This is a genomic window from Roseibium sp. MMSF_3247 (assembly GCF_030733765.1).
In the GTDB taxonomy this organism is placed as follows: domain Bacteria; phylum Pseudomonadota; class Alphaproteobacteria; order Rhizobiales; family Stappiaceae; genus Roseibium.
The window spans coordinates 1137503-1158351 of sequence record NZ_JASHII010000001.1 but is presented as its reverse complement, the minus strand read 5'-3'; the positions used below and the strand labels follow the sequence as shown (position 1 = coordinate 1158351).

Below are 20849 nucleotides of genomic sequence, written 5' to 3'. Positions count from 1 at the left end.
AAGATATCCTCTTTGCGCCGGATCAAATCAAAGCCAAGTCTGGCGCTTTTGTCGCACCATTTTGAACAGTTTACTGGCCGCCACCGAAGGCATGGACATAAACTGTCAGCGACTTGATCGTTGCCGGATCAAGACGATCTTCCCAGGCGGGCATGACGCCATTGCGCGGGTTGGTGATCTGAGCCTTGATAGCGTCCAGCGACTTGCCATAGAGGTAGTTCGCCGACATCAGGCTTGGTGCGCCGACATCCTGAATACCTTCCAGGTTGTCACCGTGACACGCTGCGCAGTTGTCTACGTAGAGGGTTTCACCCGCTGCGAGATCGACACCCTCATCGGTTTCCAACCCTGTGCGGGAGGCGACGTAGTTGGCGACCTGGCTGATTTCCTCTTTGCTCAAGAGTTCATCGCGACCATAAGCCGGCATCTCGCCAAAGCGTGCGTTGTCATTGTCGACACGAATGCCGTGAAGCAGCGTGGTATGGATGTCATCCAGCGTACCGCCCCAGATCCAGGTGTCGTCCTGAAGGTTCGGGTAGCCTTCAAATCCGGTTCCACCTGCCCCGTGACATGGTGCACAGTTGTCGCCGAATGCAGCCCGGCCATTGGCCATCGCAAATTGCAGGAGTTGCTGATCGTTGGAGATATCCGCCAACGGTGTCGCAACGATCTGATCAGCGAACTGGGAGCGACCGGCAACGCCTTCTTCAAGGGCTGCAAGGGCTTCAGCCCGCTGGCTGGATCCCAGAACACCGGTGGTGTAGCTGGAAATCAGCGGCCATGATGGGTAAAGCACCCAATAAATCACAGCCCAGACAATGGTGACGTAGAATAGATACAGCCACCATTTCGGCAACGGATTGTTTAGTTCCTTCAGGCCATCCCACTCATGGCCTGTGGTTTCGACCCCGGATACCTGGTCGACTTCCTTTGGATGTGTATCAGACATGGATCAGTCCTCCCGAAACGGGATCTGGGCGGCATCATCGAACTTTTCACGGTTCTTCGGCCACAAGGCGTAGGCCAGAACGATGCCAAACAGGATCATGAAGTAGATAAGGCCACCGGTTTGCGCGAAGGCCGCGAGGGCAGAGTATGTCTCGTTCATCGCACTTACCTCAGGTTGGCTTTGTTGTCGTAGATCGAGAAGTCGACCATGGTTCCGAGCACCTGGAGATAGGCGACGAGCGCATCCATCTCGGTGACCTTACGCGGGTTGCCGTCGAAGTCGCGAACCGCCGAATTTGGCCAACGCTCTTCGAAGTCATAAGCCCCGTCGGTGTCCGGAGACGCCTGACCGATGGCATCGGCGACAGCGAACTCGAGTTGCGCATCCGTATAGGGAACACCCACCACCATATTGGCGCTGACGTGGCCCTGAATGTCACGAGTGAACAGCTCGGTCTCGGCAAGGAACGGATAGCCAGGCATGATCGAGGCCGGAACAAGCGAGCGCGGATCGATCAAGTGCTCAACGTGCCAGTCATCGGAGTACTTGCCGCCAACACGGGCAAGGTCCGGACCGGTCCGTTTCGAACCCCACTGGAACGGATGGTCGTACATCGACTCCGCTGCCAGTGAGAAGTGGCCGTAGCGCTCCAACTCATCGCGCATCGGACGGATCATCTGGGAGTGGCACGTATAGCACCCCTCCCGGATGTAGATCTCGCGGCCTGCGAGCTCCAGCGGCGTATAAGGCCGCATTCCTTCCGTCTTCTCGATCGTGCTCTTCAAATAGAAGAGCGGAGCGATCTCAACCAGGCCACCGACTGAGATGGCCACGAGAATACCGATCACAAGGATGATCGAGTTCTTCTCAAATATTTCGTGTTTTTTCCATGCAGACATTTTTGTCCCTCCCCTTATTCGGCCGCAGCCAGGGAGCCTGCCGGTAGAGCGTCGGCTTCTTCAGCCTCGCCGTGACGGACAGTCATCCAGAGATTGTAGGCCATGATCAGGGCGCCGACCACGAAGAGCGCACCGCCGAGAGCACGGATGATGTAGAAGGGATGCATCGCTTCAACGGTTTCCACGAAGGAGTACTCCAGGAAGCCGAGGCTGTCGTATGCGCGCCACATCAGGCCTTGCATGATGCCGGACACCCACATCGCGGTGATGTAGAGAACGATACCGAGCGTCGACAGCCAGAAGTGCCAGTTCACCAGTTTCAGGGAATACAGGCCCTTCTTGTTCCACAGCCACGGAACGAGGCAGTAGATCGCGCCGAAGGAGATGTAGCCAACCCAGCCAAGCGCACCGGAGTGAACGTGACCAATCGTCCAGTCGGTGTAGTGCGACAGGGAGTTGACAGCCCGCAGGGACATCAAAGGCCCTTCGAAGGTGGACATGCCGTAGAAGGCAACGGAAACCACCATCATGCGCAGAACCGGATCGGTCCGCAGCTTGTCCCATGCACCCGACAAGGTCATCAGGCCGTTGATCATGCCACCCCAGGACGGCATCCACAGGATGATGGAGAAGGTCGCACCAAGTGTTGATGCCCATTGCGGCAGAGCCGTGTAGTGCAAGTGGTGCGGGCCAGCCCAGATGTAGATGAAGATCAGCGCCCAGAAGTGAACGATCGACAGTCGGTAGGAATAGACCGGCCGTTCAGCCCGCTTCGGGATGAAGTAGTACATGATGGCGAGGAAGCCAGCTGTCAGGAAGAAGCCCACCGCGTTGTGGCCATACCACCACTGAACCATCGCATCTTGGACACCGGCCCAGACGATCACGGACTGGGTCGAATAGATCGACACAGGAATGGTCAGGTTGTTGGTGATGTGCAGCACCGCGATGGTCACGATGAACGCAAGATAGAACCAGTTCGCGACATAGATGTGCGGCTCTTTCCGCTTCCACAGGGTTCCAAGGAAGAGGAGCAGGTAGAACACCCAAACGATGGTCAGCCAAAGGTCAGCGTACCATTCCGGCTCGGCATATTCCTTGCCCTGAGTGGCACCCAGCAAGTAACCGGTTCCAGCAATGACGATAAAGGCGTTGTAGCCCAGGATTACGAACCAGGGCAGGATCTTGCCTGGCATCCGCGCGCGGCAGGTCCGCTGCACGACATACATCGATGTTGCCAGAAGAACGTTGCCGCCAAATGCAAAAATCACCGCGGAGGTGTGCAAGGGGCGCAGGCGGCCGAAGTTGGTCCAAGGCAGATCAAAGTTCAGCGCAGGCCAAGCCAACTGAAGCGCGATCACAAGACCGACAGTGAAGCCGGCGATGCCCCAGAACATGGCCGCGATCGCGCCAAACTTGATGGGGCCAATGTTGTAGTTGGGTTTACCATCGAGTTCCTGCGGGATCGCTTGCCCGCCGTCATCGAAGTAATTCTTGAAGATGTAGAACACGCCGAGTGCGGCGAACAATGCGCCGACGCTTGCGTGAAATGCCATGACCTGATCAAAGGTCTTGCCCGCCACGATAAGGCAGGCAAATGCAAGTAGCACAAGGAAGATGGCGAAGCCGCCTTCCTCGAGCGAGACCAATCCGGTCTTTTGTTGTGCCATATTTAGCGCCCCAGTCTTTAAAATCGTTACAAGGTGCCAACGATGGCAAGACAGTGCGCACGGTTCCGGAATGGATGCGTTGATTCATGTCAAGAATCAGAAACCCACCCCCGGTGAAGCTTGGGACAGATTATCGCAGGTACGAGAAAGGTGGCTTTCAGGAGACGCCAGGCTCCCTCTTCAAGACATGACGGTGTTGAGAAATCAGGTCATTGGTTTGTCAGACGTTGGGATCGTGGAGACGTGTCCTGCGGTGCCGGATGACTGGGGTGCCCTGCCGATGGTGATCAATGTGATTGCGGGCAAAAGCAGGACCATTCCGGTGAAGCGAACAATCTGGTGAGCCGCAACGAACGCCGGATCAAGATCGAGCACAAACGCCATCAAGGTCATGACCTCAAGTCCGCCCGGCGCAAAAGCCAGAAGCGCCTGCCCAAAGGGGATGTCGATCATCCACGAGACAAATCCTGCCCCTGCAACGGAAACGGAAAAAGCCGCAGCAAATGCCGCAACCGAAGCGCTCAAGACGCTTACAAATTCGCGAAAGGTCATCTCATTAAACCGGCAACCAATCACAGCTCCCATTGCGACCATACAAGTGAGGACGATACTTTCCGGCAATACAAGATGAATGGCACCGGACGCGTTCAGAGCGGCACTTGTGAAAAAGGCACCTGTCATCCATCCACCTGGAAACCGCACTTTTACGGCAAGAAGACTGCCCAGAATGCAGAGCGGCACCCCGATGGCGTAATCCCACAGATCGGACGCATACCGGCTGACCGTGACACTGGCATCGGTGTCCGTTGTAGAAACGACTGCAAATGGCAGAAGTGCAATCAGGAAGAACAGCCGGACCGATTGCGTGGAGGCAATTCTGGGAAGATCTGCGCGCCTTTCAGACGCAAGCGCGATAACATAAGCCAGAGTGCCAGGGATTGCGCCAAAAAATGCCGTCTCCTTCTGCCAATGGGCCGCGTATCTCAAAACGCAGTATCCAGCGATGGTCACCCCAACGACAACGAGCAATAGCATCGCCATGGACAGCGGCCACTCGGATACCCGTTCGACAACTTCCGGCTGGACGCCTGCCCCCATGGAAATGCCAAGAAGAACAAACAGGCCGTCGCGGAATTTGTTCGGCATCACAGTCGGGACGCCCGCCAGGGTCGCTGCGGCAACGAGAATCATGGCCCCGGACAACCATGCCGCCGGCAAACCGGCAAGATGAAACACAGCCCCGCCCGCCACGGCAATCGCCAGCGTCGCCGGAAACTTCCAGAGTGTCTCAAACCGGAGTTCGTTCATATTCTACGTCACCTAGTTGTCTTGGGGTGACACCTTATAGCCTCAACGTTCAGCTGAATCATGATTGATCACATTGATCAATATAATCATTTTTTGATATATTCTGATCGTCAAAGACGATGTATCTTCAATCATAACGGAGCATTCGTCAGCCCCAAGCGTAACTTCTGTTCGATTGCGGCCCGAAATAACTAAAATCGTCCGAGCTGGTTGAGCGATATCAAGGCGGCACGCGGACCTGCGGCCAATAGTTGGCTCATGATGACGAAAACGCTCTCCTATGCCATGCGCAATGTACCGCGCTACACCAGCTATCCGACCGCCCCTCATTTCCATGATGGGGTATCGGCAGATGTTTATGTTGATTGGCTGCAATCAATAGGTCCGCAGGACACGTTATCTCTTTATCTGCATGTCCCCTATTGCCGGGAGATCTGCCACTATTGCGGGTGCCATACCAAGGCAACGCGCAAGGACGCGCCGCTGAAGGCTTATGCACACAAAATGTGCAGGGAACTTGAGTTGACTGCGGCTCACCTGCAAAAAGCTGGCCCCGTCAAACACATTCATTGGGGGGGCGGTACGCCAAGCTTGCTACCGCGGCAGAGCCTAGTGGAACTCACCGGACTAATGCGGGTTCTGTTCGATTTCGACCCGGATCTGGAGCACGCGATCGAACTTGACCCGCGCCTTGTGACACAGGAACTGGCGGACACGCTGGTTCAGGTCGGCATCAACCGGGCAAGCCTTGGAGTTCAGGATTTCGATCCGGACGTTCAAAAGGCAATTGGCCGTGTCCAGCCTTATGAAGTGGTTGAGCAGACGACCGGGTACTTGCGCAAGGCCGGACTTGATGCGCTGAATTTCGATCTGATGTACGGACTGCCGGGTCAATCGGAACAGTCCATTCTGGACACCGTTGAAAAGACCCTGTTTTTGAATCCTGGCCGGATTGCACTGTTCGGCTATGCGCATGTTCCCTGGATGCGGAAGCATCAGCGGTTGATTGACGAGACCTCCCTGCCCTCTGCCGCAGAAAGGCTGGCCATGGCGGACCTTGCGCGCAGCGAGTTGCTGAAGGCGGGCTATGTGGCGATCGGCCTTGATCACTTTGCACGACCGGACGACAGCATGGCCGTTGCGCTCAACGATGGCTCGCTCAAACGCAACTTCCAGGGTTATACGACCGACCAGGGAGAACAACTGATCGGCTTCGGCGTTTCCTCGATTGGCAAGCTCAGCAAGGGATTCGTTCAAAACCTGCCGGATGTCGGCAACTGGCAACGCAGCATTGAAGCCGGTAAATTGCCGGTTTCCAAAGGGTTACCGTTGTCCATTGATGACAGGCTGCGTGGCCGCATCATTGAAGAACTTATGACCAACTACTCCTGCGACCTCGATGAGGTGTGTTCAGCTTATCATACCGGCATTCATCATCTGCAATCCTCCATGGACGCTCTTGATGAACTTGCCGCTGACGGTCTTGTGCAGATCAACCGCAAGCAAAACAACAGCACCGTGGTTCGGGTAACAGATGAAGGCCGCCCGTATGTGCGCCTCGCTGCCGCAGCGTTTGACGCTTATCTGGCCGACAGCCAGGCGGCGGGGAAGGCCCGGCATTCTGCGGCTGTCTAAGGCCAATCAACCACACAACAACCAAGCGGATCGCCGAAAGAAACCGGCGATCCGCTCTGTTTCTAGACGATGTCACAGGGTGCGGGGCGCATGAAGAGCCCGTTCAAACGGCCATCTGCTGCTTTGGAAAGCCCCCATTCCAGCCGTCCATTGTCAAAGTCGACGGTATAGAGGTCATAGCCACCGGCACCCACGCCCCGGAAATCAAGGGATTTGAGCGGTCCCAGACGTTCCAGCTCCTGCCCAACCATTTGGAGTTGCTCGCGAATAACGCTGGCGAGCTGCGGTATATAGTCATCATAGTTGACTGTTCCAGCAGCACACTCGGCAATGACGGTTCGCAGCTGGTCGGCACTTCCAGGATATGGTTCGTTGGCCTTGACCCGATCCTGCAGGGCGTCTTCAGCTTTTTGATAGGTACCGGGTTCACATCGGCTTGCCTTGAGTTCAAACCCTTCCTGATGAAGCGTCAAACTCTGGACAAGACCCGTCTCGTCCCGATCAAACGTCACCTGAGCAGGCGTGATCTTCAGGAAGAATTTGTCCGGCGCCTCGGCGAATAATTCGAACTCAGGCTGCCCCAAGAGCCCACCGAACAACTTCCCATTGTCCGCCCTTACTTTGCCAGTCAGCCCGTCTTCAAATCTGTAGTCGCCGACATAATCCTTCAAACTCCTTGGGTCGATTTCAACCTGGGTCCGCGGACGTGCCTGCTCATACCGGCGCCATGCGATATCGTCTGTTGCTTCATGCATATGGGTCTCCTTTGCGAGCGAAAGGAGATCCTCCATGGACAGGCCGTTCTTGGCTTTGAGCTGCAATTGCCCGATTAGCCGCAGGCTGGTTTCGATCTGCGCACTGCGGGTTCGCAGGGTTGTGGCCTGGATTTCCAGAAGCCGTTCCAAATTCGCCGGCTGGCCGGAGAGGAGCTCGCTGATCTTGGAAAGACTGAGACCCAACTGCTTGAGGATAATGACCTCATTCAATCGAACAATCTCGTTGGTGCCGTAAAGTCGCCAGTTCTTCTCCGTGCGCTTGGGCATTATCAGCCCCTGAGCTTCATAGACCCGGAGCGTCTTAACCGACAGCCCGGTCCTTGCAGCGCATTCGGCAGCTGTCAAAAGAACGTCGTTCTGGATTTTCTTGTCCATGAGAACCTCCTGAGCGTCGCTCTAAGGTATGACCATAGGTCCGGCTCAAGGGGCAAAATGCGCTTATTTCACCAATCATAAAAGAAAAAGCCGCAGACGAATCCGCGGCTGTTTAATTGGACTAGCGCACTGTGTTCAGTGCATGCCTGTCATTTGGCACAGGCCGCAGACCTTATTGAGGTGGATTTTGTCAGAGCGGTCCACACGGATGATCCCGCGGCGCTTCATATCCGAGACCACACGGCTGACGGTTTCAATGGTCAGTCCAAGGTAATCTGCGATTTCCTGCCGCGTCATGTGGAGCTGGAGGTCGTAACCGTCCTCGCTCTCGTCTACCGGACCGGTGCAACCGAGGCCGCCGCGGTTCGGCACCAGATGCATCAGAAAGCTAGCGACACGCTCAACGGCGGATTTCCGGCCAAGCAGGACAGCATGTTCATGAAGCACGCGCATTTGCTTGGTCAGGCACTTGGTCAGATGCCGCTGCAAATCCGCCGATATCTCAACGTGGCGCAGATCGATCTCATTGACCTTCGCATCCGTCAGTGTTTCCGCGGTGCAATCGTTCTCTTCAGCTCCAGACAGTCCAAACAGATCGCCCGGGCGCAAAACTTCAACAACCTGACGGCGTCCGTCCGGCAGCAGCTTGTAAAGCATCACCGTACCGCTCGCCAACTCATAGAGCCGCTTCGCCGGATCCCCCTCGTAGTAGATCACAGCGTGGGTATCGTAGTGGGCCTGCTTGGCCCCAAAATGTTCAAAAGAAGTCTCTTTGGATGCACACATCTCGGCAACCGGACGACCGGTTCCAACCACATGCCCGAAAGTATCTGCTTCATAGTAAGCCATTTAAATCCCTCCTGCGCACAGACCTGTGCGGCGTAGTCCGGTCATGGCAACTGTTGAATTGGCGACCGCTCTTATGAGAGGCCGTGGTTCGACTGTTGCTGCAAAACGTCCCGTCCGACGTTCTGCCAACCGCAGGAGAAACTGTATCTATCAGATGTTGCAGGAGAAATTAGGGTGTCTGCGTAAGAAGAACTACATATGAGATATTCGGACGCAGGAGATTATGCCACAGCCTCTGCCAAAGCCTCCATCGACAGCGGCTTTCTCAACAGCGGCATATCGGGCAAATCCCTGAGATGTCTGTTCAAGCCGGCGCGGGTCTTGCCGGAGATCGCGATGATGCGGGGAGCGCTCGCCCGGGAATTCAGTTGATGGGCAACATCCACACCGCTCATTCCCGGAAGTCCGAGGTCAAGCAAGACGATATCGTTGGCCGAAACGGTCGCTTCGGCCAGAAAAGTTTCACCATCACTGTAAACGGTCGGAAGATAACCCAGCTCACCAAGCACTATATAAAGTGCGTCGGCAACCGCCCGATCGTCTTCGACAATGTGAACAATCACTCGGCAATGTCCTCACGGTTTGGTCGGTTTTGCCAAACCTTCGGAGAAATTACGCTAAAAAAACCGTATCAGATGTACGCAGTACTACGTTTTCGCGTGATTACTTATCTGATGGGGCCTTCAAGCGCTTTTGTCATCCTGACGCACCGTGGCCGAGGACAATACGGACCAACTCGGCCGCATTGCGGGCCCCGAGCTTTTCCATGATTCGAGCGCGGTGAACTTCGACCGTGCGCGGGCTGATACCGAGTGTCCGGCCAGCTTCCTTGTTGGAGGCGCCATCGGTGATCTCTTTCAGCACTTCCAGCTCCCGGCGGGTCAGAAGGTCTACGCCCTCAAACTGCATCCCGCCGTCGGAAGACTGGCGCTGCTTCATGGCGTTTATGCCTTCGCGGACACGCTCCAGAACCGACTCGGCTGAGAAAGGCTTTTCAATGAAGTCGTGCGCGCCGTTGCGAATGGCCTCCACCGCCAACGGAATATCCCCCTGGCCGGAGATGATAAAGATCGGCGCGGGATAGTTTTCCGCGTTAAGCGCCTTCAATACTTCGATACCGGACCGCCCCGGCATATGAACATCCAGCATGATACAGGCAGGAACGGCTTTGCTGGCCGACTGCACGAACGCGTCTCCATCAGTAAAGGTTTCAACGATAAAGCCCTCCATATTGAACAAAACGGATAGGGCGTCACGCACAGCGGCATCATCGTCTACGATATAGATGGCATCAGCGTTCGCTTTCATCGATTTACTTCCTTGTCCTGAGCCGGGACCGTCCGCGTTCATTCCGTCCCGGTTTCTTCAATTGTGACGGGCAGCGTCAGAAGAAACGACGCACCTGCACCCGGTGCTGATTGTTCGAGGCGCAAGTCACCGCCGTGATTTTGCGCGATTGATCTGGAAATTGCCAACCCCAAGCCGACGCCCTTGTGCTTTGCGCCGCTGAACGCCCTGAAAAGACTGTCTGCGACTTCGTCAGAAACACCCGGTCCGTTGTCTTGAACGCGAAACTCAAGCGAATCTTCGCCAAGGCAAACCGCCAAAGTCACTTTTCTTTCCACCTGGCCGGCGACGGCTTCTCGAGCGTTGCGAAGAAGGTTGATCAGAATTTGCCGAATTTGCACCGGGTCGGCCATCAAGGGGGGGAGGTTCTTATCAACCTTGGCGACCATGATGGACGGTTCGTCGATTGCACCCAGATCTGCCATTTCCAGACAGGTGGCAACCAACTCATCGACGTTGACTTCTTTGCGCTCCGGATCCTTGCGCTCCACCAGTTGGCGCATGCGTTGAATAATTTCGCTGGCACGCTCAGCTTCCTTCACCGCCTTTGAGATGACGTCCAACATAACCGGTGTCAGACGTTCGTCGGCGGAGGCTTTGCGGGACACGGACTGCAGATAGAGCAGAATGGCTGTGAGCGGCTGGTTTAATTCATGAGCAATGGCAGCACCCATCTCGTCGAGCGCACTTAACCGCGTCATGTGCAACAGTTGGGACTGCGCTTTGCTCAAACGCTCTTCGATCTGCTTGCGCGGCCTTAAGTCCCGCAAGATGCCGATGAACTGGCGGCCTTCAGACGTCGCCGCCTCGCCAACCGACAGTTCCAACGGGAAAACCGTCCCGTCCTTATGTTGGCCTTTGACCTCCCGGCCGATGCCAATGATCTTCTTGTGACCCGTATCCAGATAGTTTTGAACGTAAGAATCGTGATGGTGCGCATAGTCGGTCGGCATGATCCGATTGACATTCTCGCCAAGCAGATCTGTTGCTGAATACCCGAAGAGTTTCTCACAGGCCTTGTTGAATGCCAAGATTTGGCATTTCGCGTTGATGACGATGATGCCGTCAACAGCGGTGTTAAAGACACTGTCCAAACGGGCGTCAGAGATCGTCGCGGCAACTTCTCCGCTTTCAATCACACTGTCATCCGCCATGCCGCACCCCGATGGAACTCGCCCTTCCATCAAGACTTACGGATTTTCACGTACTCCAGCAACCCGTCTTTGTTCTAAATCTCTGGCAACCAAACGCTAATTCTTTGGATAGCTTCTTCCAAATGGGCGCGCTGGCGCGCAAAGCACAAGCGAATGTAGTTTTCTCCGCCGTTTCCGAACGCTGTTCCAGGTGCAAGACCCACACCGGTCTCGCGGACACAATCCATTGCAAACTTGCGGGTATCTTCAACACCGTCGATGGAAAAGAATAAATAAAACGCGCCTTGAGGGGCCGCGATCCGGACGCGGTTCAAAGCCCCAAGCCCCTGAACCACGCAGTCCCGCCCTTCTTTGGCAAGCGCAACTTGCTGCTCGAGAAACGTATGGCCGTCATTCAAAGCTGAGACAGCCGCACGTTGACTGAACATCGGGACGCCGGACGTTGAGTATTGAATGAGGTTCTCCAAGACTTGGCCCAGCGCCTCTGGTGCCGAAATCCAGCCAATACGCCATCCCGTCATTGCCCAGTTCTTGGACATGGAGTTCACATAGATGATCTGATCATCCTCTTCCGCAATGTCGTAAAAGGACGGGGCGCGGTTTGCCTCGCCATAATAGAACAGTGCGTAGATCTCATCCGCTATGATCCAAAGTCCGCGCTCACGGGCAAGACTAAGCACTTGTCTCAACACCTCTTCTGACGCGACCCACCCTGTTGGATTGCTGGGGGAATTAAGGAATATCGCAGCGGTCTTTGGCGTAATCGAAGCCTCCAGATCATCCACGTCCAATTCCCATCCTTCGAGCACTTCGCGCATTGGGACTGAGACCGGTTTTACGCCTCTGATCCCAAGAGCTGCCTCGATGTTTGGCCATGTTGGTGTTGGCACCAACACTTCTTCGCCGGAGGATGCAATAGCCTGGATGGCGAGTTGAATGGATTGCATGCCGGAACCGGTGACAAAAAACCTATCAGGTGCAAAGGCCTTGCCGAAAACTCTTTGATGATATCCGGCCAGCGCGGACCTCAGTTCCGGAATGCCGCGCTGGTAGGTGTAGAAGGTTTCACCGTTGTCGAGGGACTGCTTCGCAGCATCACAGATGAACTGGGGTGTCGGCAGATCCCCTTCCCCCGCCCACAAAGGAATTACGTCATCACGTCCTTGTCCGGCATTGAAGACTTCAACGATGCCGCTCTCCGGCGCCATGCGTGCCTCGTGGCTCAATGTATCAATCAGCGCAGCCAAATGTGTGGTCCTTAGTAGCCCTATCCGCCGTCAACATACCTGCAATTCTTCCGATGTTTTCATGAAACAATTTGAACTCTGCTTCACAGGTGCTGATCAATAGCGGGACTGCCTAGAGTGTTTCAGCGACAGATCTGTCTTCGCCGCATGGCGAATAGACATCTGCTGCAAGCTGTGATCGGATCGCGAAAGAGGCGGAATAAACACGGGGATGTGCTGAGATTCGGCATACTTTGAAACTGACCCCAAAAAACTGCCCGGGAGGATAACCGCAAGACGATGCTGCATGGCTGGCTCGTGATACTGGCGGCAGCGGTGTACATCCTGCTGCTGTTTGCCATAGCAAGTTATGGCGACCGGATGGCCCGGCGCTCCAAGCGTTTGCGCGGTGGCGGCCGGCCGATGATCTATGCCCTGTCCTTGTCGGTCTATTGTACGTCTTGGACCTTTTTCGGCTCGGTCGGCAACGCTAGCCGAAACGGCGCTGAGTTTCTGACCATCTATATCGGTCCCCTTTTGGTCTTTGCCCTTGGCTACCCGCTGCTGCGCCGGATTATCCATATCTCCAAAACGGAAAGCATTACCTCGATCGCCGATTTCATTGGTGCGCGGTATGGCAAGAGCCAGTCCGTCGCAGCGTTGGCGACCCTGATTGCCGTGATCGGCGTAATCCCCTACATCGCCTTGCAGCTGAAGGCCGTATCCCTGTCTATCACAACGATGGTCGGCCCGATATTTTCGCCGCCGGAGTTTCTCTATCCGGGCTTTGCCGATCTGACGCTCCTGGTTGCGTTGGGCATGGCGATCTTCAGCTCTGCGTTCGGGACCCGGCACATTGATGCGACCGAACACCAAGAAGGCCTGATGCTCGCGATTGCCGCAGAGGCGGTGGTCAAGCTGATCGCGTTTCTGGCAGTCGGTTTCTGGGTCACTTACGGGCTGTTCGGCGGCCCCTTTGACTTGATCCGTGCAATATCCGAGGCGCCTGAAGTTGCCGCGGTCTTCGATCAGCCAATCAAGATCAGCAACTGGGTTGTCATGTCGACCTTGTCGGCATTTGCGGTTCTTTTGCTGCCGCGCCAATTCCACGTGACCGTGACGGAGAACAACTCCGATGCGGAACTGAAACGCGCAACCTGGCTGTTTCCGGCCTATCTGATCCTGATCAATCTTTTCGTTATTCCGATCGCAGCGGCGGGGCTCCTTCGGTTCGGGCAGGACGTCAATCCGGACACCTATGTTCTGGCACTGCCAATGGATGCAGGTCAGCACTGGCTAACGATCTTCGTCTTTCTCGGCGGCTTGTCTGCCGCAACAGCAATGGTGATTGTGGCTGCGGTTGCCCTTGCGATTATGATCTCAAATGACATCGTCATCCCGCTGATGCTGAGAGGGCATCGCGAAGAGGACATCGTAAACACCGACGGTCGGGACTTGAGCCGGCGTCTGATCACAATTCGCCGCCTGGCCATCTTCGGTATCTTACTTCTCGCCTACGCCTATTATCGGGCTGCGGGAGATACAGCTGCCCTCGTTTCCATCGGTCTGTTGTCGTTCGCTGCGATTGCCCAATTCGCACCAGCGTTCTTCGGCGGACTTTACTGGCGGCGAGCAACAGCCACTGGCGCTATTGCGGGTCTGAGTGGCGGCCTGTTTCTCTGGGCCTACACGCTGTTGTTGCCGACCTTTGCCCAATCCGGGTTGATCTCTGACACCATCATGAGCACGGGGCCATTTGGCATTGACCTGCTTAAGCCGGAATCCTTGTTCGGTATTGAGGCAGATCCATTCATTCACGGCACGCTCTGGAGCCTTGCGGCAAATGTTGTTCTGTTCATCGCCGGATCGCTGATCCGCAAGCCTCAGCCTTCAGAAACGCTGCAAGCAAACGTCTTTGTACCGTCAGAACTCCGCAATCCGACCAACTTCCTCTACTGGCGGACGTCAGTTACCGCTGGAGATCTCCAGGCAACCGTCGCCCGATACCTCGGTGAAGAAAGAACAGAGCGCTCATTTCAGAGATTTGCACGTGAGCGCGGCATCTCGATCGAACCAAATACAATCGCAGATGCGAACCTTCTAAGGTTCTCCGAGCAACTGCTGGCAAGCGCAATTGGTGCCGCCTCCGCCCGTCTCGTCCTTACCTTGATGCTGAAGCGGCATGATCCGTCGACCAAGGGCGCGGTGAAGCTGCTGGACGATGCGTCCATGGCGATCCAGCACAATCGGGATCTCCTCCAGACAGCGCTCAACCAGGTGCGACAGGGCATTGGCGTGTTTGATCGGGACTTCCGGCTGATTTGCTGGAACCGTCAGTTCCGGGATCTTCTGGGCCTTCCGGCAGAATATGGACAGGTCGGCACGACCCTTGATGCTATCCTCCGATACAACGCGGAACGCGGTGAACACGGTTCCGGTCCCGTTGAAGTCATTGTGCAAGACCGGATCGAGAAGCTGGTCATCATCCAGGAGACCTATCAGGAGCGCCTGTTTGAAAGCGGCACGGTTCTGGAGGTGCGGATCAGCCCGATGCCCGACGGCGGCATTGTGACGACCTACACCGACATTACTGAACGCGTGATGGCCGAAGAGGCTTTGGCCAAAGCCAATGAAACGCTTGAGCGGCGGGTTCGAGAACGGACCGAAGAACTCACACACGTTAACGACCGTCTTGTGGAGGCGACCCGTGCGGCCGAAGAGGCCAACATCGGCAAAACCCGTTTCCTGGCCGCCGCCGGTCACGACATCATGCAGCCTCTGAATGCGGCACGGCTTTATTCTTCCGTTCTGGTCGACAAGCTCCAGGAGGGTGACAACGGAAAACTCGTGAAGAACGTGGAGTCGGCGCTGGAGTCGGTTGAGGACATCCTCGGGGCTGTCATGGATATCTCCAGGCTCGATACAGGAGCCTTGAAACCGGAGCCGACCGTCTTCCGGCTAGACGAGTTGATCCGCGGCTTGGAGCTCGAATTCATGCCCATCGCTGCCGAAAAAGGACTGGAGCTTCGGATCGTTCACACCACCATGTCGATCAGATCTGACCGGCGCCTCTTGCGGCGTTTGCTACAAAATCTCGTTTCCAACGCCATCAAATATACAGGTGAAGGCAAAGTGCTGGTCGGCTGCCGTGTCCGAGAAAACAGGGTGTTCGTGGAAGTGCATGATACGGGCCTCGGAATCGCTGAAACCAAGCAGAAAGCCATTTTTCAGGAATTTCATCGCCTGGACGACGGCATGCGCGTCGCCAAAGGTCTCGGCTTGGGATTGTCGATCGTTGAGCGGATCAGCCACGTTCTCAATCACAAAGTAAACCTGCGCTCTACGCTGGGAAAAGGGTCTTGTTTTTCGGTCGAACTGCCACGAAGCGCGCCCGTGCCTGATATCGAACCGGTGCCGCAACCGGCCCCAATTGTAGGCCAGCTTGATGGGCTTTGCGTTGTTGCGATCGACAACGAACCCGACATCCTGTCCGGCATGCGCCATCTTCTGACAAATTGGAACTGCAAAGTCATAACGGCTTGCGATGACACGCAGGCTGCCGCTCTGCTCAACCATGAAAACCTGACGCCCGACGTGATCCTGGCGGATTACCACCTGGACAACGGCACAGGGATCGAAGCGATCGTGAAACTGCGCTGGAAATTCGGCAGCCACATACCGGCCATCCTAATCACGGCGGATCGCAGCCGCCCGGTGCGTACAGAAGCCGCCGACAAGGACATCGCATTCTTTAACAAGCCACTGAAGCCGGCGGCCCTCCGGGCTGCTCTTGGCCGATGCCGGACAGATCGTTCTGCAGCAGAATAGCCGGGTCCACAAGCAACAAGCCCAAAGTGCTGCCCGAGCCAGTGATGGGTACAGCTCTAATGTGAAACGAAAACGCGAATATCAGTCCCGCGCAGCTTCGAGCCCACCACGTTTGTCCGGTGCGGTGCTCGGCGCCCGGTCATCCCAGTCCTCATTTCGGATCTCACCGATAAGCATTGGATTGGGGTCCGGTTTACCGAAATAGTATCCCTGCAACGTGTCACACCCAAGTGTGCGCAGAGCATCGACCTGAAACTGCCGCTCCACGCCTTCCGCGGTCACTTCCAGTCCAAGATTATGAGCAAGGGCTATGATGGCGGCAATGATGGCAAGTCCCTCGCTTTGCTCACCAATTTCATCAACGAACGACTTATCTATTTTAATCTTGTCGAAATTGTAATTGCGCAAGTAAAGCAGCGAGGAATAGCCAGTCCCAAAATCATCAAGCGCGATTTTGATCCCCATATCCCGAAGGCCGTCCAGTTTCTCGGAAGCAGATCCGATGTCTTTCAAGAAGACCGATTCCGTAATTTCAAGTACGAGCCGCTCGCCCGGGAAGCCAGTCTCCATCAGGACGTCGGAAACGGTTTCAACCAAATTTGGATCCATGAACTGAACCGCAGACAGGTTTACTGCGACCGTCTCAAGATCCGGCCATTGCGCGGCAACCTTGCAGGCCTTTTTCAACACCCACATCCCCATGGGCAATATGAGCCCGGCGTGCTCCGCAATCGGGATAAACACATCAGGAACAATTTCCCCACGGGTTGGATGCTGCCAACGCACCAGAACTTCACTTGAAACGACACGGCCGCTGCGGGCCTCAACAATCGGCTGAAACTCAATGGTCAAGCCGTCAGTTTCAAAAGCTTCGCGCAGATCGGCTTCAAGTTCGCGGCGCTCCCGAACCTCCCGCTCCATCTCTTCCGCAAAGGCAAGCGCCTGCCCACGCCCCCCCTCTTTGGCCTTGTAAAGCGCGATGTCAGCCTCGCGCATGAGATCATTCACGCTTGAGTTTGTCTGACGGAGCCGGGAAAAACCAACGGTCGCGCCGATCGCAAATTCACGCTTTCCGACTTTGAAGGGCTTGCGAGTAACTTTCACGAGTTCATTCGCGAAAACCTCAGCCGCCTGATCGCTGACGAATTCCCCGACAGCTGCAAATTCGTCGCCACCAAACCGGGCGAGTAAGGTGCGGCCTTCGCTGATTGAACGGAACCGTTCAGCGACCTGGATCAGGAGGTCATCCCCGGCTGCGTGCCCACTGGTATCGTTGACGACCTTGAAGTTATCGAGATCGATCAAAAACAGGGTCAGAGTGCTGGCGCGTTTTTCAAGTTGTGCCGCGAGCTTTAGGTCTGCCTGTTTCAAGAACCAGTTGCGGTTTCCAATGCCTGTCAGCGCATCTTGCTCGGCCAGCTGCGTGACCAAAGCGTTCGCGACCTTCATCTCGGTTATGTCCGACGCAACGCCCCGATAACCGGTGAAATAACCCCGCTCGTCGAAAGCCGGTGTTCCTGAAACCGCCCACCACCGCGCTTCGCCATCGACATCAACGCCGATCTCAAGGTCCCGGAACGCCGTGATTTCTGTGATTGCATCGTCCAGGACTTTGTACCCATCCTGCGCGTCCGGATGGGACAGCGAATAGGCCAGATCGGTCAATCGCATTGCTTGAAGTCTGTTTGGGTCTCGCCCGCTCACAGCTGCAAATCGAGAAGATACGTTTCGAAGATTTCCGCTTGTATCGGTCTCCCAGAACCAGTCGCTATCCTTGTCTTCGATGTCGTTCATCATGAGCGCGATGAGATCACCCCGCTGGCGCAACTCTCCCTCCGAGAGGAAATGAGAGGTAAAGAGCCAACTGGTCGATGTGGAACTGCCGACAATGATGACGGCAAAGCTCGTTAGGAGAGTGATCAGGATCCAGGACTGATCGATGTTGACAACCGCAAGAGAGACAGCCGAAACACTGTACAAAACAAGCAACCATCGAAACGCGGCCTGCGGAACAGTTGCCAGCGCAAAAGCGCCGCCACAGGTCATTCCAATCGTCACAATGGATGCTATCCAGATGCCTTGAGCATCTCCGACAGCCAGCGCCGCAATAGGCACGACGGCCCAAAGCGCGCTCAAAATCGTGGCATGATGAATGGCGCGTGCGATGACTTTTGGGGAAGCCTGTTCGATTGGATATCTGCCGCTCTTGTGCCATCTCAGGCCCATCTGAGCCATTACAGCGACGACTAACAACGCCCATCCAAGCACGTATGCTTGCGGCACAAGCGTCAACCCGACTGCAGTAAGAGCCGCCGCGTTAATCAGATTGCCCGCAATCATGACGGGGGTCAGACGTAGAACATGCGAAATCTGCGCGGCCCGAACCCTGCGCATGACATCTTCATCAGCCACAGGATAACCAAATGCCAGCAGGAATGGCTGCATCGAGTTTTTCAGGCTTTGCCGTGACTTGCCAGTGGCACTGTGGCGGGCAGACGCCCAGATCTGTCTTCCTGGATGGACAAACGCCAGAAATATAACCTGGAGCATCGTTTTCCAGTGCGCGGACAACCGCATGCTTACTCCAATACTACGCAACGAGATGCACGCGCCAATACCTTCGCGCACTCAGAGCCTAACTGGCCCCTCATGAAATTACGGTAAAGGAGAAGGATTCAAAAAATTATTGTCAGTATTCAACAAATAATGCCGCAACGGGAAGCTGCGGCATCGTTTCCATAAACTGAAGATTGGCGATCTTGGCAGGTGAATACCGAGCGCCGCCAGTACTCCCTAGGCGTCAGGCGTCTCAACGGTTTCACCGTTCATTTGCCACTGACCAGCTTCGATTTTCGAGGCGGCAATGACCGCTTGTGTCCGGCTTTCGACGCCCAGCTTTTGAAGAATGGCAGAAACGTGCGCTTTCACCGTTGCCTCGGAGACAGACAGCTCATAGGCGATCTGTTTGTTCAAGAGGCCTTCGGACAGCATCATGAGGACACGAACCTGCTGCGGTGTTAGCGTTGAAAGCCGTTGTACAAGGTCGCCACTGCCGTCATCTGCAGACAGATCTACATCCGGCGGCGTCCAGACATTGCCCAGCATGACTTCGGCAATGGCTTCCCGGATCACCTCGATGCCATGAGATTTCGGGATAAAGCCTGATGAGCCGAACTCCATGGCCTTTCGGATCGCCTGCGGGTCTTCGTTTGCCGACACGACAACGACCGGTACACCGGTGTGTTGCGCGCGCAAGTACATCAATCCTGAAAAGCCGCGCATACCGGGCATCGTCAGATCCAGAAGGATCAGATCGACCTCACCGTCTTTCTCCAAAAGCGAGGTTACATCTTCCAATGCCCCCGCCTCGACAATCGAGGCTTGCGGATATTGAGCTTCCAGCGTTTGACGCAAAGCTCCACGGAACAGCGGGTGATCATCCGCAATGACAAAGCGATACGATGGCGCCGACACGTTTTCCTCCCAGATCAGCCTTCTTTTTTCAGGCCGTTTATCGAACGAGTGTCTGCGCGCTCTCCTCCGAAAGCCGAGGCTTTACGCCGGGCTATCACACACTTACGCAGACGTGGTTCGTAATGTTTGAAAGTATGTGCCTCAAGGCGCGTTGGCAAGTCAAACCATTGGGCGGTGCTTCGTTCTCGTCAAAGATACAATAGGTCTAAAAAATAAGCATGAGACACATCAAAGAGACTCAATTGCTTCACTATACTTACGCTGAATTGAAACTATTGCCACTGAACGCAGCTGACACGTCCTCAAAAGCAGTTTTAATCTCGAACAATTACAACCCAGATGACGTTTATACCATCTGCGTTTTCCACAGATTACCAAAGCCACAAATAAGAACTTCAAAAAACAGATTAATTACAATAACTTCACGTCGCTGATTGTTCTTTTCCCTAATCAAAGTTTCTTCAAAATGGCGCTTTCACCAACTCTCTATTCCTTCACCAACCGGTGGGAATGCGATGAAAATGATCACTTGAACGTCCAGTTCTATTTCAGCCGCTTTGATGAGGCAGATCAGCAATTCCGGCTGATATCCGGCCTCAGTGACACTGTCGCCGGGGCACGTCGTGTGCGGCATGTGCGCTATCACAAGGAGCTGCGGACCGGGGATCTCATCACTGTGCACTCCGGGATCGCTTTCGATGGCCCGCATCTGCTGACCGTCGTGCACGAGATGCGAAATGCCGGGACGGGCGCATTGAGCGCGACTGCGATCGACGGATACGAACCGAGCCCCAGCACGGTCAAATCACTGCGGCAGAGGTTTTCGGACTATCAAACACCTATGAATGCGGACGCAACACCGCGCGGTCTATCGGCCAGCCCTGCCAGCGCACGCCCGGCATTGGACAAACTCCTGCAGGGCAACGGAGCACTCTGCTTCCGTGGGACCGTCATGCCCAGACACGTCAATGCGGACGGAAAAGCAGATGATCAATTCGCTTTGTCTTGCTGCACGGACGGCGTTCCGCATGTATGGGAGCGCAGCCCGCTTACCCAAGCTTATCTGACCCAGCACAATCTTGGCCGGGTCGCCATCGAAATGAAGTTGATTTGGCATTCGCCATTGAAATCCGGCGACATGATTGTGGTGGCCTCCGGTTTTACCGGCAGCCAGAACAAAACCTTCGGAATGCGGCATCATGTTTTCGAAAGCCGTACCAACCGTTTGGCCGCAACGCTCGATGTGGTCGCGCTGACGATGGATCTCGATGCCCGGCGCGCGGTCGAATTGCCGGAAGAGGCAAGAACCGCCATTTCCAAGATGGTGCTTTCTTAGAATTCAATGATGCCTTTTGGCCA

General features: G+C 55.4%; 16 protein-coding genes. 3 read left to right on the top strand and 13 right to left on the bottom strand.

The genetic code is table 11. The annotated features are described in order from the left end of the window. Window positions 1–70 precede the first annotated feature (70 nt). The 5 genes from ccoP to RBB44_RS05165 form a co-directional block, all read right to left on the bottom strand. Window positions 71–949: a cytochrome-c oxidase, cbb3-type subunit III gene (gene ccoP / locus RBB44_RS05185; protein ID WP_133947851.1), complete on the bottom strand. Its 879-nt coding sequence runs from the start codon at window positions 947–949 to the stop codon at window positions 71–73. 3 nt (window positions 950–952) lie between these two features. Beyond that, window positions 953–1108 carry a cbb3-type cytochrome c oxidase subunit 3 gene (locus tag RBB44_RS05180; RefSeq protein WP_133947853.1) on the bottom strand — a complete coding sequence of 52 codons (156 nt, stop codon included), beginning with the start codon at window positions 1106–1108 and terminating at the stop codon, window positions 953–955. A 5-nt stretch (window positions 1109–1113) separates the two neighbouring features. Next, complete coding sequence (gene ccoO / locus RBB44_RS05175) at window positions 1114–1848, bottom strand: cytochrome-c oxidase, cbb3-type subunit II (protein ID WP_133947855.1); 735 nt, start codon at window positions 1846–1848, stop codon at window positions 1114–1116. 14 nt (window positions 1849–1862) lie between these two features. Next, on the bottom strand, window positions 1863–3518 hold the full coding sequence (gene ccoN, locus RBB44_RS05170; RefSeq protein ID WP_306149404.1) for a cytochrome-c oxidase, cbb3-type subunit I: 1656 nt from the start codon (window positions 3516–3518) through the stop codon (window positions 1863–1865). Window positions 3519–3722: 204 nt separating this feature from the next. Then, window positions 3723–4826 (bottom strand): AbrB family transcriptional regulator, encoded by a 1104-nt coding sequence (locus tag RBB44_RS05165; protein WP_306149405.1) that lies wholly within the window; start codon window positions 4824–4826, stop codon window positions 3723–3725. A gap of 258 nt (window positions 4827–5084) precedes the next feature. Between RBB44_RS05165 and hemN the strand changes: the two genes are divergently transcribed. Continuing rightward, window positions 5085–6461, top strand: coding sequence for an oxygen-independent coproporphyrinogen III oxidase (gene hemN / locus RBB44_RS05160; RefSeq protein WP_306149406.1), 1377 nt, complete (start codon window positions 5085–5087; stop codon window positions 6459–6461). A gap of 62 nt (window positions 6462–6523) precedes the next feature. Here hemN and RBB44_RS05155 read toward each other — a convergent pair whose 3' ends face one another. The 6 genes from RBB44_RS05155 to RBB44_RS05130 all read right to left on the bottom strand — a co-directional run bounded on the left by RBB44_RS05155 (window position 6524) and on the right by RBB44_RS05130 (window position 12209). Further along, complete coding sequence (locus RBB44_RS05155) at window positions 6524–7612, bottom strand: MerR family transcriptional regulator (RefSeq protein WP_306149407.1); 1089 nt, start codon at window positions 7610–7612, stop codon at window positions 6524–6526. A 135-nt stretch (window positions 7613–7747) separates the two neighbouring features. Next, window positions 7748–8461, bottom strand: a complete 714-nt coding sequence (locus RBB44_RS05150) for a Crp/Fnr family transcriptional regulator (RefSeq protein ID WP_306149408.1) — start codon at window positions 8459–8461, stop codon at window positions 7748–7750. 221 nt (window positions 8462–8682) lie between these two features. After that, window positions 8683–9024 (bottom strand): response regulator, encoded by a 342-nt coding sequence (locus RBB44_RS05145; RefSeq protein WP_209177115.1) that lies wholly within the window; start codon window positions 9022–9024, stop codon window positions 8683–8685. Window positions 9025–9157: 133 nt separating this feature from the next. After that, a complete protein-coding gene (locus RBB44_RS05140; protein ID WP_133947866.1) occupies window positions 9158–9769 on the bottom strand; it encodes a response regulator transcription factor in 612 nt (203 codons plus the stop codon). Between the two features lie 38 nt (window positions 9770–9807). Then, window positions 9808–10962, bottom strand: a complete 1155-nt coding sequence (locus RBB44_RS05135) for a nitrogen regulation protein NR(II) (RefSeq protein WP_306149409.1) — start codon at window positions 10960–10962, stop codon at window positions 9808–9810. 74 nt (window positions 10963–11036) lie between these two features. Continuing rightward, window positions 11037–12209, bottom strand: a complete 1173-nt coding sequence (locus RBB44_RS05130; RefSeq protein WP_306149410.1) for a pyridoxal phosphate-dependent aminotransferase — start codon at window positions 12207–12209, stop codon at window positions 11037–11039. A 279-nt stretch (window positions 12210–12488) separates the two neighbouring features. Between RBB44_RS05130 and RBB44_RS05125 the strand changes: the two genes are divergently transcribed. Beyond that, window positions 12489–16016: a PAS domain-containing hybrid sensor histidine kinase/response regulator gene (locus RBB44_RS05125; protein ID WP_306149411.1), complete on the top strand. Its 3528-nt coding sequence runs from the start codon at window positions 12489–12491 to the stop codon at window positions 16014–16016. A gap of 81 nt (window positions 16017–16097) precedes the next feature. Here RBB44_RS05125 and RBB44_RS05120 read toward each other — a convergent pair whose 3' ends face one another. Both RBB44_RS05120 and RBB44_RS05115 read right to left on the bottom strand, forming a co-directional pair. Beyond that, on the bottom strand, window positions 16098–18566 hold the full coding sequence (locus RBB44_RS05120; protein WP_306149412.1) for a bifunctional diguanylate cyclase/phosphodiesterase: 2469 nt from the start codon (window positions 18564–18566) through the stop codon (window positions 16098–16100). A gap of 243 nt (window positions 18567–18809) precedes the next feature. Next, window positions 18810–19490 carry a response regulator transcription factor gene (locus RBB44_RS05115; RefSeq protein WP_133947876.1) on the bottom strand — a complete coding sequence of 227 codons (681 nt, stop codon included), beginning with the start codon at window positions 19488–19490 and terminating at the stop codon, window positions 18810–18812. Window positions 19491–19956: 466 nt separating this feature from the next. On the opposite strand from RBB44_RS05115, the gene RBB44_RS05110 reads away from it, so the two are divergent. Then, a complete protein-coding gene (locus RBB44_RS05110) occupies window positions 19957–20826 on the top strand; it encodes a thioesterase family protein (RefSeq protein WP_306149413.1) in 870 nt (289 codons plus the stop codon). The last annotated feature ends 23 nt before the right edge of the window (window positions 20827–20849 follow it).